Here is a 15,581-nt window from a genome sequence, read left to right on the forward strand (position 1 = left end):
AAAAAGGGAGTAAGAAAAAATTCTTACTCCCTTTTATTTTATTCAGGAAAAGATTACTCTTCCCCTTCTCCTTTTACTACTAGACGGAATCCTTCTCCGTGGATATTTAAAATCTCAACTGCTTCGTCTAATTTTAAATACTTTCTCAATTTTGCAATATAAACGTCCATACTACGAGAAGTAAAATAGTTATCATCTCTCCATATTTTCGTTAAAGCAACTTCTCTTGGCATCAAGTCGTTTTCATAAATTGCCAATAATTTAAGCAATTCATTTTCTTTTGGGGATAACTTGATTGGCTCTTGATCTTGGAAAGTCAAAAATCTCAATTTAGAGTTCAAGTGGAATTTACCAATTTGGAACTCAAATTTTGTGTTATCTGTTTTAACTTCAGATGTTTTTCTGTGAATAATCGCTTTGATTTTCATCAATAACACCTCTGAATCAAAAGGTTTATTTAAATAATCATCTGCTCCTACTTTATACCCTCTTAATACATCCTCTTTCATTGATTTTGCAGTTAAGAAAATAATAGGCACTTCCTTATTTTTATCGCGAATTTCTTTTGCTAAAGTAAACCCGTCTTTATAAGGCATCATGACGTCAAGAATACAAAGGTCAAAAGTATCGCGTTTAAACTTTTCGAATCCTTCCATTCCGTTTTTAGCTAACGTAACTTCAAAGTCGTTAATCGCTAAATAATCTTTCAAGATCGCTCCAAAGTTTGGATCGTCCTCTACTAATAAAATCTTTTTGTTGTTTGTTGTTTCCATATATATTGATTAATTTATTAATGGCATTTTAATAATGAACGTACTTCCTTTTCCTTTCTCACTTTCAACATATACCTGTGCGTTGTGATCTTCTACAATCTGTTGAACGTAAGCCAGCCCTAATCCATGTCCTTTCACATCGTGTAAGTCTCCTGTATGTTCACGATAGAATTTGTCAAAAATTCTCTTTTGTGCATTTTTACTCATCCCTACTCCTTGATCCACTACTTTTATCAAAATAAAATCTTTGATATTTTCTGTATATACATCAATAATAGGTCTTTCTTTAGAATATTTAATCGCATTGTCTAGCATGTTAACCATGACACTAGTCAAATGAAAATCGTTTCCTAAAATATCCGATCTTCTTGCATCCAGATGTAGGTTGATTTCTCCTCCTCTATCTTGGATAATCAAACCGACGTGATCCACAGCAGATTCAATTACTTCATGGATATCAACTGCTTCTTTATCTGACTCAAATTCTTTCTTTTCGAGTTTTGAAATTCGAAGCACATTTTCCACTTGTGCATGCATGCGTTTATTTTCGTCCCGAATCATATTGAGGTACCGCTCAACCATCTCGGGGTTTCCTATAACTTTTGGATTTTTAATCGCATCCAAAGCTAGGTTAATCGTTGCAATAGGCGTCTTAAACTCATGCGTCATATTGTTAATGAAATCTGTTTTCATTTCTGAAATCTGCTTCTGTTTAATCAACTGATTGATCGCATTCAAATAAGCTGCAATAATCACAATGGTAAACAAGATAGACAAAAATGTAATCCCAAGTAAAGAAGAAAATAAATATTTACTTTTTTCTGGGAACGTAACATACAAATGATACTTACTTTTTCCATCATTATTCTTTAAAATTGGTACACCATATGTAGATCCTTCACTGTATTCGAAATCATCTGACTTAATTTTGGTGGCCAATCCTTTATTGTATACTCCAAATTCATATTTGGCATTTACTCCATATTGATGCAATTCATTCTCGAGTAATTGATCTAGCTTTTCTTTTGAGATTCGCTCATCTACTCGTTTTAGGGCAACAATATCTTTGAAGTATATTTCAAATTGCGCTTTATCTAACACATCGAGGTTTCCTGATTTCTCAATTACCTCATCTGGATAGTTTTGGTGTAAATTATCTCCTCCTCGATCAAAGGAACTTCCCTTGTGGATTTCGGTTTTTCGCCTAGCAACAAAACTTTTAATATTGGTACTATCGGCTCTTTTATCAAAGAACGAGCTTCGCAAATTAAAATCTTCAAGAACCAATGTGTTTGAGTAAAATATCGACTCATTTGTTCTTGGATTGCGCTCATAAAAAACGATCTCTTTTAATTCACTTTGTTTTGGCGGTTCGCCAATACTATCCTTCAAGTCATTGTACATTTTGTAGAACTCCATGGCTTCATTTTGTTCCATCGCATTTGCTACATTTCCAATAACCTGTTGAACATGGTACTTGAATTGTTCCTCATTGTTATTATACGAACTAACAATCCAATATAATTGTACGATGATGATTCCAATCAATGAAAAACTCATTATACCGACAAGTACTCTAAATCGTAATTTATTCATCGCAATTCAAAATTATGATTAATAATGTATATTCCCTAGTAGTTAACATAAAATTAACCGATTAAATTAAATGATTTTTTAAATTAATATCACGTATTATCGCAATAATATCACTTTCAATTGTTTTTTTGTTATTATTTTCAATTATATACTGACTTCTTTCTACCTTTTCTTCGTCTTTCATTTGATTATCTATAATTTTCAATACTTGGTCTTTTGAAACCCCATCGCGTGCCATAACTCTTTCAATTCTAATCTCTTCAGGCGCAACAACGAGAATAACTAAATCACAACTTGTTTCCAAACCGCTCTCAAACAATATGGCGCTTTCCTTAATGACAAAAGGGCTGTCTTTATGCTCGTCCAGCCAATCTTCAAAATCTTTTTTAACGCGGGGATGCACAACCTGATTCAGTTGTTCTAACAGCGTTTTATTATCAAAAACCAATTGTTTGATTTTGGCGCGATCTAATAATCCATTTTCATTAATAACGGAGGTTGTAAATATTTGTTGTACGGCCTCCACGACATCTGGGCGTTCCATTAGTAGTCGTGCACGTTCGTCCGCAATATAAATGGGAACACCGTGTTTTTGAAACAATTTAGCAACGGTTGTTTTTCCACTGCCAATTCCACCTGTTAAACCTACAATAAGACTCATCTTCTTTTGTTGTTATTTAAAAAACATTTCAGGCATTCCTTCTTCGGGTTTACGCCTTAAGATATACAAGATATAGTTTGATTTAACAAAACCCGTACCATATCCATAAAATTGTACAAAAACAGCACAAATTGACAAAATAGACACCTTAAAACTCTTTTCTTTCATCAAAGATATCACAAAAACAAAGAAAAAATACAACAAATAAATAGAAAAAAGCGAATAAAATCCTGCTAATAGGAACAAAAGACTTACCACAAGCCCTCCCATAAACAGGCTTGGAAACCAATACGTCATTTTGGCATATTCTGGATATCGTTGATTGAGAATTGGCCTTGCTTTTCCAAATTTATTAACTTGTACAAAAAACTTTTGCCAATCAATTCGTCTCTTGTGATATACATAAGCTTCAGGGAAAAGTTCCGATTGGAATCCCAAATTCCAAAGTCGAATCGTAAGATCAGGATCTTCACCTGGGTGAATTTTACCAAATCCCTCAGACGCCAAAAAGGCTTTTTTAGAGATTCCCATATTAAAACTACGGGGTTGAAACTTACTGAGTCGTTCAGATCCTCCGCGTATTCCCCCAGTAGTCAAAAATGAAGTCATTGCAAAATTAATTGCCTTTTGCACCTCTGTAAAACTAGACAACGCGCGGTCAGGTCCTCCAAAACAATCTACATATTTTTCCTGTAAATACTGATCCACTACATGTAAATATGCTGTTGGTATGATACAATCCGAATCTAAGATAATGTAATAGTCTCCTTTTGCTTTTCGCATACCGTAATTTCTAGAATCGCCAGGCCCCGAATTATTTTTATAATAATAGGATATATCGAGTTGATCTTGGTATTTTTCCACGATAGCTCTTGAATCAACAGCTGATCCATCTTCTACAATTACCACCTCAAAGTTACCTTGAAAAGTTTGCTTAGTTAAACTAGCCAACAATTCATCTGTTTCATCAGGTCGATTGTAAACAGGAATAATAAACGAGTAATACATTAACTTCTTAAATAACTACAAAAATATCGCTTCCTAAATTGGAATACAAAATTTACTCCCTATATTTATATATATATTTATAATTTTTACGTTATAAACTGTAATATTTCAAAATAAAAACTGTTACAGCCTGCTGTAATTGATTTAAATAGTTGAACTTTTTATTATATGAATGCAATTAATATACTCTGGGTTGATGATGAAATTGATCTATTAAAACCACATATTCTCTTTTTAGAAAAAAAAAATTACGCTGTTACAACTGCCACCAATGGAGCTGATGCGATAGAACTCGTCAATCAACATCATTTTGACATTGTCTTCCTTGATGAAAACATGCCAGGTTTAACAGGGTTAGAAACCTTAAACGAAATCAAAAGTATCAAAAATAGCCTTCCCGTTGTGATGATTACAAAGAGCGAGGAAGAATATATCATGGAAGAAGCGATTGGTGCTAAAATTGCCGATTATCTCATCAAGCCAGTCAATCCCAATCAGATTCTTTTATGTTTAAAAAAGAACCTTGATGATTCTCGAATTGTCTCTGAAAAATCATCCTTAAGTTATCAAAAGGAATTTCGCAATATTGCGATGGATTTGATGGCAATTAACACCTATGAAGACTGGATTTCCCTTTATCGCAAGCTCTTGTTTTGGGAAAGTAAACTCGAAGATATTGAGGATCAAAATCTAATCAACATCTTAGAAGGTCAAAAAAGTGAAGCCAATAGTTTATTTGGTAAATTTATTGAGAAAAAATATGAAACATGGATCAACTCGACTTCAGATCGTCCTACTTTTTCGCATGAGATTTTTAAGAAATGGGTGGTTCCTGAGCTGAAAAAAGAGAATAATAAAGTTTTATTTCTCGTTATAGATAACATGAGATACGATCAATGGCGCTCTTTTGAGCCAATAGTATCGAATTATTATAAGATCGAAACGGAACATACTTTTTTCTCTATTTTACCTACAACAACGCAATACGCTAGAAATGCTATTTTTTCAGGATTAACGCCATTACAAATGGAGCAAATGCATCCAAATTGGTGGAAAAACGATACGGATGACGGGGGGAAAAACTTACATGAGAATGACTTTTTACAAGCGCAACTACAACGCTTGCGCCTGACTATTCCCAATGAGTATTTCAAAATTGTGGGTCAGAGAGATGGACGTAAATTGGTAGATAATTTCAATGCCATTAAACACAATCAACTGATTACGATTGTGTATAATTTTGTTGATATGCTTTCACATGCGAAAACAGAAATGGAAGTCATTAAAGAATTAGCCTCTAATGACAAAGCTTATCGTTCACTGACGACTAGTTGGTTTAAAAACTCGAGCTTACTCGATGTCATTCAGCAAGCCCAACAAGCAGGATTTAAACTTATTATCACCACAGATCATGGAACGATCAATTGCAATACTCCTTCTAAGGTTATAGGAGATAAGAATACCAGCTTAAACCTTCGCTATAAAACCGGAAAAAGCTTAACTTTCGAGAAGAAAGATGTCTATATGGTGAAAGATCCAAAAAAGATTCAGCTGCCCGCTATAAATCTAAGTAGTTCCTTTATTTTTGCAAAGAATGATTGTTTCTTGGCCTATCAAAATAATTACAACCATTATGTATCTTATTTTAGAAATACCTATCAACATGGAGGTATATCGCTAGAAGAAATGATTGTTCCTTTTATCATATTAAATCCTAAATAAATGGAATTCAATTATCAGCTTGAAGAAATTGACAGCATTGCGGCTCAAGTATTGCCTTTATTAACACATAAAATTGTATTATTTCAGGCTCCTATGGGAGCTGGAAAAACTACCTTTATCAAGGCTTTAGCCAAACAATTAGGTATCACAGAAATGACGAGTAGTCCAACTTTCTCTATTGTCAATGCTTATAAAATTCCCGATTCCAATGCTTCTTTGTATCACTTCGACTTGTATCGCTTAGAGGAAGAAGAAGAGGCGTATGACTTTGGATTTGAGGAATATCTATATAGTGGAGATTGGTGTTTTATTGAATGGCCAGACAAAACGCCCAATTTAATTCCAGACAACCACAGCACAATAGAAATCGCTATCTTAGATACGCTGAAAAGAAAATTAACGCTTACGAATGCTTAACTAAAATCCTATGTCCAAAATGTATCCTTTTTCTAAAAAAACCTTGATGCCTCAAGAGGAATGTTTGCTTGTAGAGCCACGCAAAGGAGAATTGTTCATTGGTGTGCCTAAAGAAAACTTCACGGTTGAAAAGAGAATTTGCATCACCCCTGAGGCTGTGCAAACCCTACATGCCTACGGACATCGCGTATTGATTGAAAAAGGAGCTGGAGAGGCTTCTAGTTACAGTGATTTAGAATATAGTAAAGCAGGAGCTGAAATTACAACAGATCCTAAAAAAGTATTTGGTTGTCCTATTGTTGTGAAAGTGGTTCCTCCTACCTTGGAGGAAATTAAACTCATGACCCCACATAGTGTATTGTGGTCAACCATCCAATTAAAAACATTAGATCCGACTTACTTTAAAGCTTTAGCGAAGAAAAAAATCTCTGCGATTGGCTTTGAATTCATTCAAGATAAACACGGTTCTTTTCCTGCCACTAGTATTTTAAGTGAAATTGCGGGAATAGCATCTATCCAAATTGCCTCTGAATTAATGACTACTACCAATAATGGAAAGGGGTTATTAATGGGAAATATCACAGGAGTAGTTCCAACAGAAGTTGTAATTTTAGGCGCGGGAATTGTAGCGGAATATGCCGCTAAAACGGCAATTAGTATGGGAGCTAACGTTCGTCTTTTTGACAATTCCATTCAAAAATTAAGACGTTTACAAAATAACCTTCCCTTCCCTGTTTCTACCTCAACCATTCAAGATAAAATTCTTTTGAAAGCGCTAATGCGATGTGATGTTGTTATTGGCGCTATTCGCGGTAAAAATCGATCACCGATTGTCGTTACGCAAACCATGGTGGAAAGCATGAAAAAAGACGCCGTAATCATTGATGTGGCAATTGACAATGGAGGATGTTTTGAAACGTCTGAATTGACTACACATGAACATCCAGTCAAACGAAAATTCGAAGTCATTCATTATGGCGTTCCCAATATTACTTCGCGATACTGTAAAACTGCTTCTATGGCTATTAGCAATGTCATTACTCCATTTTTATTAGAATTTGCGGACAATGGCAGTCTAGAAGGTACCGTATTTACAGATAATGTCTTAAAATCTGGCATCTATACCTATAAGGGATTAATCACAAATAAGGTAGTTGCTGATTGGTTCAATTTAGATTACAAAGACATTCGACTTTTTGCGTTCTAATTTTTTGCTAATTATTTAGTTTTACAACGCTATATTGCTACTTTTGTACAAATTTTAAAGAAATGAGTTTTATACAAAGACTTGCGTACTATTTGTTTGGCCTATTGATTGGCTGCATGTTTTTATTTTACTTTTTTGGAGAAAAGAAAACTGAGTTTTGCTATTTACCCAATTGTAGAGTATTGAAAGACCTGAGAAGCAAGCCTGTTCAATATAGTTCAGACGCAGAATTTAAATTAAAAGAAGGTTGGGTTGTAGAAGAGGATATTCGAAAATCACTACAATATGGCAAAGTAGATTTTGATCAAAGTAATGTTGATTTTGAAAAGGGTAAACTTTATGTCATCAGTGGACGTAATGCCAACAATGATCCTATTACAATTAAGATTGTCAATTACACGGATAAAATCACACTTTTAGATATAACAAAGCCCTAATTTTTTAGGGCTTTTGTCTTTTTATACCGGATCTATTTATGTTCGGTTGAGTGAAGTTGCTTGCTTAAACGCTGTTGGAGTCATACCCATCATCTTTTTAAATTGCGTACTCAAATGAGCTACACTACTGTAATTTAATTGAAAAGCTATTTCTTTCAGCGTTAATTCATCATCGATTAATAATTCCTTTACTTTTTCAATCTTTAGATGGATGAAGTATTGTTCAATCGTCGTCGATTCAATTTGAGAAAAAAGCTGGGTCAAATACAGGTAGTCTTTATTTAATTGTACTGCCAAATATGTAGATAAAGGAGTTTCTAATATCAATTGATCCGATTGTAATAAATCAGTCAACAAAGATTTAACTTGAGTAACCAACTGGCGTTCTTTGTCATTGAGTAACTCAAATCCAATCTCTTCTAGTTTTTGGCTTAGCTGTTGTACTTCTGTCTCTGTCAATTGCTCTTGTAATTCTACTTCACCTAAATGAATAGCAACAGCTGTCTGGTTCATTTCTTGTAAAATCTGCTCTACGGCTAATATACAACGATGACAAACCATATTTTTCACATATAATTTCATCTGTTGTTTACGCTTTTACTAGTTTATGATTCACCTGTTGTTCCCTGCCACTGGTACATCCTTTTCTCCTTTTTTTACTCTTAATCGACTCAAAACAATAATCTTGATGCTCGTTATACGTAAAGTTTATTCGTTTTGTCTTATTTACGATATGGATATATATATTCATTTTATGGTTCATTTTACTCTCAAAGATAGAAAAAAGGAGTTGAACCTGAGCATTTCTCTTCAGGTCCCATCAAAATGAACATAAAAAAAGCTATCTGAAAAGATAGCTTTTTTAATTTATACGGATAACAAATGTAGTGAATCGCTTAATTCTGGCTTTTCTTGCACGAAGCTGCTCACCCATTTTCCTAATTGTTCAACATCATAAGGCACTAAATGATTTAATGCTTTTTGTAACTCTTTATAAAACAATTTCGAGTCAAAACTAACACTCTCTAAGATCGTCGTTGCATAGTTCAACATTATTCTTGTTTTCATAACTCTATATTTTAAATCTTACTCTGTATAAACATACTTATTTTTTTATTCAAATCAAGTTTACATCCTATATTTTAATATTTTTTTAATACTTCATGTTTTTAGGCTAAACACCTCTATTAAACGTAAAAAAACAAGACTTATTATACGAAGTATAAAAATAAGTCCTATTTATTAGGAATACTAAAATTCTGCCTCCTTATACTAGTGTAATCTTAAAATAGTCATACCTAAATTCAAAATAAGTTGTACTTTAATCCCTAAACATTTCAATTTAGTATTACCTATTCAAACCTTTGACAATGAAGTTAAAATCAAATTTTTCACGTGGCGCTGTGCTTATTTTAACGATTATATTCTTAATTACTGCCGTTACTTTTGAAATTTTCGAGCTGAGTTCTTTACCTGCACAATTTTTTGGTACCTTGTTGGGTGTAGTCATTACTGCTATTATTACCGTTTTACTGTTACAAGGGCAAACGAAAAGCGAGGAATTAAGAGAGCGAAACCTTAGGGTCTTTGAAAAGAAACAGGAAGTTTTCTTTCATTTCTTAACGCAATTAAATACTATTCTACAAAAAGAAAAGCTGACGTTGCATTTGAGTCATGATAAAACCTTAGAACGAGAAGTAAATAGTTTACAAGATTTACTTTTTGAATTTGGTTTTTTACAGATGCACACCGCTACAGATACTTTTGATCAAATCTTACTATGTGTTGGAAATTTAATGGAAGAAAGCAAAAAAATAAAGCTACTTGAGGATAAAACTGAAAAGGATTTTGAAGGGTATTATAAAGTCTTAGCTACAGATTTCTTTGCTATTGTTTCCCTTTTAAAATTAGAATTGTACAACGCAGCCCCAACGGATATCAATAAAAAACAGCTGGATCGCATCATCAAGCTTTCGTTTTAAACATAACAGCTCAATATAACAATCCTACCAGAACCGCTCCTTGTTTAGAGTGGCTCTGGTAGGATTTTTTTTACAAGAGATGACTAACTCTACAAAAAGCTTCATTCTCGCCTTTTAATTTCCTAAAGCAGCCTGAATGCGATTGGTCGCTTCTTCTAAGCTAATTCCATTGTAGAGATCGCGAACAAGATCATTATTTTCCTTTTGATGCAGGTAAATAAACGGGCGACCTTTTTCATTATCTACTTCTACATTAACCCCAACCTCCATACATGTTGTAAATGAATAGGGAGCAATATGATTATTGAGCCATCCAAAATAGGTCGTTTTAAATGCTTTATTTTCAAAGTTTTCGTAGTATTCTTTGAAGCTTTTTTCGCTGAGTGAAACCCAAACGCCATAATCTAAATCTTGGCATGCCTCTGTCACAGTTTGAATCAAGACAACCCGAATAAAATAGTACGTATGTTCTGGATTAATAATGGCACAAAAATCGCTGGTTACTTCCGCATCTTCTTTTTCTTCTTCTGTCAATTGCGCATAACTCAAAGGCGTTGGATAAACTAATGCAGGCCAATCTTCATGTTCTTGTCCACAATGTTCACACGTATACTTCATTTTTTTATTTACAATATTACGTTTTTTTAGAATGCTGTGGTTGTTTTTGATGAATGACTTAGCCTAAACAGCAGTATAAATCTCGTTTTATATTCAAGTTACGATTGATCACTTTCTGATTCCCAAAAAAATGGATACGCTAAAAAGAGTATCCATTTTCAATGAACTAAAAAATTATTGTGCCCAAATTAATTTGGAATTCATGAGATCCCCTCCTATTCTTGCTGATGCAGCGTCTTTATTGACCTTATTGACGAGATTAAGGTCGGTTGGATACGTAATTCGTTCAGGTAAATCAATCAACCCATTCGCAGCATTGAAGGTATATGTTGTTTGCTGTTGAGGTCCTGGGGCAATTAATTCGTGCATTTGTCCAGGTAATAACAGTGTTTTAGGGTATTTTGTTCTTCTGTATTCGGCCCAAGCTTCGTAGGGTTGTAAAAATAAAGCAATGTATTTTTGGGTGAGTATGGTTTCTACATTCACCACAGTCATTTTTTTAAGATAATCTGCAATATCAACTTCTGAGACCTCCCATTTTTCCATAGAGGCTCGAATTCCCTTAGTGTAATTTTCTTGAGGATTCACCCCTAATTCCGCCAGAATAAAGGCAACTTCAGCATATTCCATTACTATTTCAGTATTATCCGCTTTGTATATCGTTCCACTGAATTGAGAAGCGTACCCTGCTTGACTTCCTGTATACGCATCAGTCAATCCGATGGGCATTCCGATATAAAACTCAGGGGTACGTGTGACATAGTTATTTTTTTCAATACAAGGTTCCGCTGCTTTACTACTATCATAATAAAAAGCAAGCATAACCTCTGAAGTTTTCCCTTTGTCATCAGTCACTTGTTGACTCGTTGGTGCAACCATTTTAAACAATCGTGGATCGATGATTTCCGCAAAGGGATTAACCTGCATTGTTTTCGTTTCTCCTTTAAGCAATTCAACAAACGTGTTGGTTGGAGAAAAATCATTTCTTTTGCCGACAAAAGCATCTAAGTAGAAAGAAGCCGGTTTTACAGGGTCGTTTTGGAATTTTTGCCCGACATTATCCAGATTAGACACCATTAGTTCCGCAGTATTGGCTATTAATTCGGCTATATGCGTTTGAGCTATAGGGAGTACATTTTTGACGCGATTAGCAATTCTCAAGCGCAATGAATTGGCGAATTTCTTTAATTTTAAAGGAGAGCCAAATAAGAAATCTCCATCGCTAAAGACATTCGCAGCCTCCATGTTGATGGATGCTGCAGCTTCTTTTAATTCATTCATTAAATCCGTATAAATCTTCTCTTGAGGAGCGAATTTAGGCGTTGTTATTTCATGCTCTGTTCCTAAGGTCATCGCTTGAAAATCGGGATCTTTAGTTGCGTAAGAATAATACGGAACATCTCCATACATATCGACCAATTGCAATTGTGCATAAGCGATCATGATACGTGCTGCTGCCAATTGGTTTGCTGGGTCCCCATAAGCAAGTACTTTTTCTTTCTGACTGGGATCTGTGACGATATCAATAATTTGCTTGTATCCTTTTACTGCTAAAAAAAGATCGGTATATAAACTATTATTCACTTCATTTCTAAACTGATAGCGATCTTCGGCTGTATAATTTCGCTGGGCTGAATATTGAATCCAAGGCAAGGCCATACGTCCAGAAGGCATTCCTCTTCTAGTACGAGTCATCAATTCCTTATTGGTATTATTAAATAGCCCACTTGTTGTTACTTCAGTAGGTTGATTGGGGCTATTATTGATTGCCTCCAAATCCTTATCACAGCTAGTGCAAAGGATAAGGCTAAGCATTCCGATAAAAAGGTAGCTATATATTTTCATCTGATTAATTACAATTTAAATTTTACATTCATCCCATAGGTTCGTGTAGAGGGCAAAGATGCTCCTTCAATGGCTTGCACATTATCACTAGCATAGGATGCCATTTCAGGATCCATTCCCTTCCAAGCAAGGTTCCAAGTAAATAAATTGCGTGCATACAGCCCAATCGTAATTCCTTTAAACGGGCCTAACCATTTGGTTGGTAAATCATATCCTAATGTAATTTCTCTCAATTTGATATAATCTGCATCAAATACATTTTGTGCATCTACCGTGGTATTATGCGCTTTAGCCCAATCGATAGCACTGACGACTTGATCATTTTTCGTTCCATCTGCTTTGACTCCATCCAAAATTAATCCCGTTTCTCGAATATTATTTGCTGTTGTTTCTTCTAACATACCGGAATACATCCCATATAAATGTGTGGTAGAAAAATATTTTCCTCCATTTTGGATATCAATTAGCAACCCGAGATTGAGGTTTTTATAGCGGAAACTATTGCGGATTCCCATGTTGTAGTTGGGCAAATAAGAGCCTAATGCTTTAACTTCTGAGGCGAGGTACAAACCATCTTCCCCTATTTTTTTATGCCCTTGATCATCATATACATAGTCTGTTCCGTAGATTTGTCCATAAGCCTCCCCTATTTTTCCTTGTAGAGTAACGCGGAACGGAGCTCTAGCGATTTCCACCGATTCCACCCCTTCTGCTAATCGGATGAGGGTATTTTTATTCTTGGCGAAGTTCCAGGTTATTTGCCACGAAAAATCGTCCAATTGAATAGGCGTTAGGTTCACCGTAGCTTCAATTCCTTTATTTCTCATATCTCCCGCATTCATCCAACGATAGGCGAATCCAGTTGCGGCATCGTATTGTACACGGGTAATGAGGTCTTTGGTTTCAATCTCGTAGTAAGACAATTCAAATCCGATGCGATTATTGAGAAATGCAGCTTCTAACCCTATTTCTTTAGTGGTCATTCTTTCGGGTTTTAGATTTGGATTATTCGCGGTATTATCTAGTGCGTAGGTTGGTTGATCCAAGAAAGGACCATTAATTCTGTAGTAGTCTTTGGTGCGATAGGCTTCTGTATCATTACCCACTTGTGCCCAACCGAGACGAATTTTACCCAAATTCAACCAATCGATTTCTGGAAGTAGATTTGAAAAAATAAACGTTCCGGTCAAGGAAGGATAGGTGACGGATTTTTTCACGGTAGAAAACCAATCTCTACGCACCGTTCCTTCGATAAAGAGGTATTCTTGGTAACTCAAACTTACGGATCCAAATATGGAATTTGTTCGCGTATGCGTCCAATCATTAGACGATCGAGCTGTTGCTTTACTATTACTCAAGTTATAAAGATTGGGAAGATTGAGTCCTCCTACCGTTGATCCATAGAGGAAATCATTTCGTTTTTCACTTCGATTCACCCCGATAAAAGCGTTTATTCCGAAGGTTTCGAATTGATTATCATAGTGTAGTCTTCCTTCGTAATTGTATTCCGAAATATTGCGTTTGGCCTGAGAATAAGAGGAAGTTGCTTGAGAACCTACCGCTACTTGGTCATCAATAGTCCAGCTGTATTGATCTCCATAAACCGTTCCGACAGCATAGAGTTGATCCGAAAAATTATACGTTAATTTAGCATTTCCATACCATCGTGTACGCACATCTTGAGCTGTATTTTCATGAATTACCCAGTACGGATTATCCGAATAGGCTGGCATCCCATTATCCCAAGACGTTCGATTCCAAGAACGTTGATTGCCATTGGCTAATTTATAGTCCTTCAGTTTTTCGAAGTCGATTTGACGTTGTCCCCATTGAAAGAATCGCTCCACTACTGAATTATCCCCATAGCCGACTACTGGACGATTAAACCCTTTCGTATACACATAATTAATATTCGTTTCAGCTTTCAGGTTTTCACTTATTTTAGTCCCCGCATTCACTGTAAAATTATTGCGTTGAAGCTTAGAGGTTGGAATAATACCTTCTGTCACTTTGTTGTTAAAAGCCATTCGGATATTACTCTCTTTGAATGATTTAGCAATCGATACCGATTGGTTGTAGGTAACTCCTGTATTAAAGAAGGATTTCACATCGTGTTTCGATTTTTCCCAGGGAATTTCCTTCATATAATCTTGTCCAAATTCGGGATCAAAAGCATTCCAGGGCAGGTAGGGTGTTCCATCGAATTTAGGTCCCCAACTTTCGTCCAATATATACTCTGGAATATTATAGACTTTACCATTAATCTCCTGTCTTTTAAATGTTTCTGTAGAACCGCCTCCATATTTTGTTTGCAGTTTGGGCATGATATTGATGGATTCAAAGGCTAGTCCTGAATTCAATTCAATTTCTGTGCGTCCATTTTTAGCGGACTTCGTCGTGTAAATGATAACGCCATTTCCTCCTCTATTGCCGTAAAGTGCAGAAGCTGGTCCACCTTTTAAGACGGTGATGGATTCTATATCATCGGGATTAATATCCGCTGAACCATCCCCATAATCGCGTCCACTTGCACCGCGTTGCATATCAATATCTGCGAGATTAGTGTTATCTAGGGGAATTCCATCCACAACAATAAGCGGTTGGTTATTTCCTACCACTGATTTGATACCGCGCAAGACAATACGTGTGGAACCTCCCATACTCGAAGGGGCTGTGACTTGCAAACCAGAAACATTCCCTGAAAGCGCGTTGACCGCATTGGATTGTCCTGCACCAGAAATCTGTTCTCCTTTCACTTCTTGAGAAGAATACCCCAATTTTTTCTTGTCCCTTTTGATTCCTAAAGCCGTTACAACAACAGCTTCTAGCATATTTTCCTCTGCTGTCATTTCAACATTAAAAACACTTGCGTTGGTTACCTTGTACTTTACTTCTTTCATCCCGATGAACGAAAAGACAAGTACATCCTCTTGTTTTACTTTTAGCATGTATTTTCCGTCTAAATCCGTTTGAACTCCTTGTTGAGTTCCTTGAATTAAAACCGTTACACCTGGTAAGGGCATTCCGCCTTCTGTTACCATTCCCGAAAATTCTTTCTCTTGTGCTTGTGCAAACTGAATAAATATGCAACACATACAGAGAAAGTAATACCTTAATTTTGAATTCATTGTGTCTTTTGATTAGTTTCTGAACCAAAATTAGCTCCATCCTTTTTATAAAAAATTAAGAAAACAAAGGGGGTACAGCCAGTTCTCCCAAACCAAATACACGATTAAAACCATAACTTGAAAAAATTATATTATTCAATGTTTTTAGAACTTCCTAACACCAAAACAGAGTAAAAAACACCATTAC

At 35.4% G+C, this 15,581-nt stretch carries 14 protein-coding genes; 5 read left to right on the plus strand and 9 right to left on the minus strand.

The annotated features are described in order from the left end of the window. Positions 1-53: 53 nt before the first annotated feature. The 4 genes from AWV75_RS13675 to AWV75_RS13690 all read right to left on the minus strand — a co-directional run bounded on the left by AWV75_RS13675 (position 54) and on the right by AWV75_RS13690 (position 4,038). Positions 54-773, minus strand: coding sequence for a response regulator transcription factor (locus tag AWV75_RS13675; protein WP_002986137.1), 720 nt, complete (start codon positions 771-773; stop codon positions 54-56). 9 nt (positions 774-782) lie between these two features. Beyond that, the gene (locus AWV75_RS13680; protein WP_060874909.1) at positions 783-2,369 is read right to left on the minus strand and encodes a sensor histidine kinase; all 1,587 of its coding nucleotides are present in this window, start codon (positions 2,367-2,369) and stop codon (positions 783-785) included. 61 nt (positions 2,370-2,430) lie between these two features. Beyond that, a complete protein-coding gene (coaE, locus tag AWV75_RS13685) occupies positions 2,431-3,030 on the minus strand; it encodes a dephospho-CoA kinase (RefSeq protein ID WP_060874910.1) in 600 nt (199 codons plus the stop codon). Between the two features lie 12 nt (positions 3,031-3,042). Continuing rightward, positions 3,043-4,038, minus strand: coding sequence for a glycosyltransferase (locus tag AWV75_RS13690; RefSeq protein ID WP_060874911.1), 996 nt, complete (start codon positions 4,036-4,038; stop codon positions 3,043-3,045). Positions 4,039-4,206: 168 nt separating this feature from the next. Here AWV75_RS13690 and AWV75_RS13695 point away from each other — a divergent pair, with 168 nt between their 5' ends. From AWV75_RS13695 to AWV75_RS13710, 4 genes are all read left to right on the plus strand, one after another. Beyond that, the gene (locus AWV75_RS13695; protein ID WP_060874912.1) at positions 4,207-5,760 is read left to right on the plus strand and encodes a PglZ domain-containing protein; all 1,554 of its coding nucleotides are present in this window, start codon (positions 4,207-4,209) and stop codon (positions 5,758-5,760) included. After that, complete coding sequence (tsaE, locus tag AWV75_RS13700; RefSeq protein WP_060874913.1) at positions 5,761-6,177, plus strand: tRNA (adenosine(37)-N6)-threonylcarbamoyltransferase complex ATPase subunit type 1 TsaE; 417 nt, start codon at positions 5,761-5,763, stop codon at positions 6,175-6,177. A 10-nt stretch (positions 6,178-6,187) separates the two neighbouring features. After that, a complete protein-coding gene (locus AWV75_RS13705) occupies positions 6,188-7,384 on the plus strand; it encodes an alanine dehydrogenase (protein ID WP_060874914.1) in 1,197 nt (398 codons plus the stop codon). Positions 7,385-7,446: 62 nt separating this feature from the next. Next, positions 7,447-7,821 carry a DUF4258 domain-containing protein gene (locus AWV75_RS13710; RefSeq protein WP_060874915.1) on the plus strand — a complete coding sequence of 125 codons (375 nt, stop codon included), beginning with the start codon at positions 7,447-7,449 and terminating at the stop codon, positions 7,819-7,821. Between the two features lie 36 nt (positions 7,822-7,857). On the opposite strand, the gene AWV75_RS13715 is transcribed toward AWV75_RS13710, so the two are convergent. Beyond that, positions 7,858-8,403: an AraC family transcriptional regulator gene (locus AWV75_RS13715; RefSeq protein WP_060874916.1), complete on the minus strand. Its 546-nt coding sequence runs from the start codon at positions 8,401-8,403 to the stop codon at positions 7,858-7,860. 285 nt (positions 8,404-8,688) lie between these two features. Then, positions 8,689-8,889, minus strand: a complete 201-nt coding sequence (locus AWV75_RS13720; protein ID WP_002986158.1) for a hypothetical protein — start codon at positions 8,887-8,889, stop codon at positions 8,689-8,691. Positions 8,890-9,191: 302 nt separating this feature from the next. Between AWV75_RS13720 and AWV75_RS13725 the strand changes: the two genes are divergently transcribed. Next, a complete protein-coding gene (locus AWV75_RS13725) occupies positions 9,192-9,803 on the plus strand; it encodes a hypothetical protein (protein WP_060874917.1) in 612 nt (203 codons plus the stop codon). A gap of 114 nt (positions 9,804-9,917) precedes the next feature. On the opposite strand, the gene AWV75_RS13730 is transcribed toward AWV75_RS13725, so the two are convergent. The 3 genes from AWV75_RS13730 to AWV75_RS13740 all read right to left on the minus strand — a co-directional run bounded on the left by AWV75_RS13730 (position 9,918) and on the right by AWV75_RS13740 (position 15,361). Beyond that, on the minus strand, positions 9,918-10,421 hold the full coding sequence (locus tag AWV75_RS13730; protein ID WP_060874918.1) for a DUF2199 domain-containing protein: 504 nt from the start codon (positions 10,419-10,421) through the stop codon (positions 9,918-9,920). A gap of 174 nt (positions 10,422-10,595) precedes the next feature. After that, complete coding sequence (locus AWV75_RS13735; protein WP_060874919.1) at positions 10,596-12,266, minus strand: SusD/RagB family nutrient-binding outer membrane lipoprotein; 1,671 nt, start codon at positions 12,264-12,266, stop codon at positions 10,596-10,598. An 8-nt stretch (positions 12,267-12,274) separates the two neighbouring features. Beyond that, a complete protein-coding gene (locus AWV75_RS13740) occupies positions 12,275-15,361 on the minus strand; it encodes a SusC/RagA family TonB-linked outer membrane protein (RefSeq protein ID WP_231738154.1) in 3,087 nt (1,028 codons plus the stop codon). Positions 15,362-15,581 lie beyond the last annotated feature (220 nt).

The organism is Myroides odoratus (assembly GCF_001549985.1).
Classification (GTDB): domain Bacteria; phylum Bacteroidota; class Bacteroidia; order Flavobacteriales; family Flavobacteriaceae; genus Flavobacterium; species Flavobacterium odoratum_A.

Excerpts from the sequence above, each read along its gene's own strand:
- AWV75_RS13675 (WP_002986137.1), bottom strand. The coding sequence starts at position 773 with ATGGAAACAACAAACAACAAAAAGATTTTATTAGTAGAGGACGATCCA.
- AWV75_RS13680 (WP_060874909.1), bottom strand. The coding sequence starts at position 2,369 with ATGAATAAATTACGATTTAGAGTACTTGTCGGTATAATGAGTTTTTCA.
- coaE (WP_060874910.1), bottom strand. The coding sequence starts at position 3,030 with ATGAGTCTTATTGTAGGTTTAACAGGTGGAATTGGCAGTGGAAAAACA.
- AWV75_RS13690 (WP_060874911.1), bottom strand. The coding sequence starts at position 4,038 with ATGTATTACTCGTTTATTATTCCTGTTTACAATCGACCTGATGAAACA.
- AWV75_RS13695 (WP_060874912.1), top strand. The coding sequence starts at position 4,207 with ATGAATGCAATTAATATACTCTGGGTTGATGATGAAATTGATCTATTA.
- tsaE (WP_060874913.1), top strand. The coding sequence starts at position 5,761 with ATGGAATTCAATTATCAGCTTGAAGAAATTGACAGCATTGCGGCTCAA.
- AWV75_RS13705 (WP_060874914.1), top strand. The coding sequence starts at position 6,188 with ATGTCCAAAATGTATCCTTTTTCTAAAAAAACCTTGATGCCTCAAGAG.
- AWV75_RS13710 (WP_060874915.1), top strand. The coding sequence starts at position 7,447 with ATGAGTTTTATACAAAGACTTGCGTACTATTTGTTTGGCCTATTGATT.
- AWV75_RS13715 (WP_060874916.1), bottom strand. The coding sequence starts at position 8,403 with ATGAAATTATATGTGAAAAATATGGTTTGTCATCGTTGTATATTAGCC.
- AWV75_RS13720 (WP_002986158.1), bottom strand. The coding sequence starts at position 8,889 with ATGAAAACAAGAATAATGTTGAACTATGCAACGACGATCTTAGAGAGT.
- AWV75_RS13725 (WP_060874917.1), top strand. The coding sequence starts at position 9,192 with ATGAAGTTAAAATCAAATTTTTCACGTGGCGCTGTGCTTATTTTAACG.
- AWV75_RS13730 (WP_060874918.1), bottom strand. The coding sequence starts at position 10,421 with ATGAAGTATACGTGTGAACATTGTGGACAAGAACATGAAGATTGGCCT.
- AWV75_RS13735 (WP_060874919.1), bottom strand. The coding sequence starts at position 12,266 with ATGAAAATATATAGCTACCTTTTTATCGGAATGCTTAGCCTTATCCTT.
- AWV75_RS13740 (WP_231738154.1), bottom strand. The coding sequence starts at position 15,361 with ATGTGTTGCATATTTATTCAGTTTGCACAAGCACAAGAGAAAGAATTT.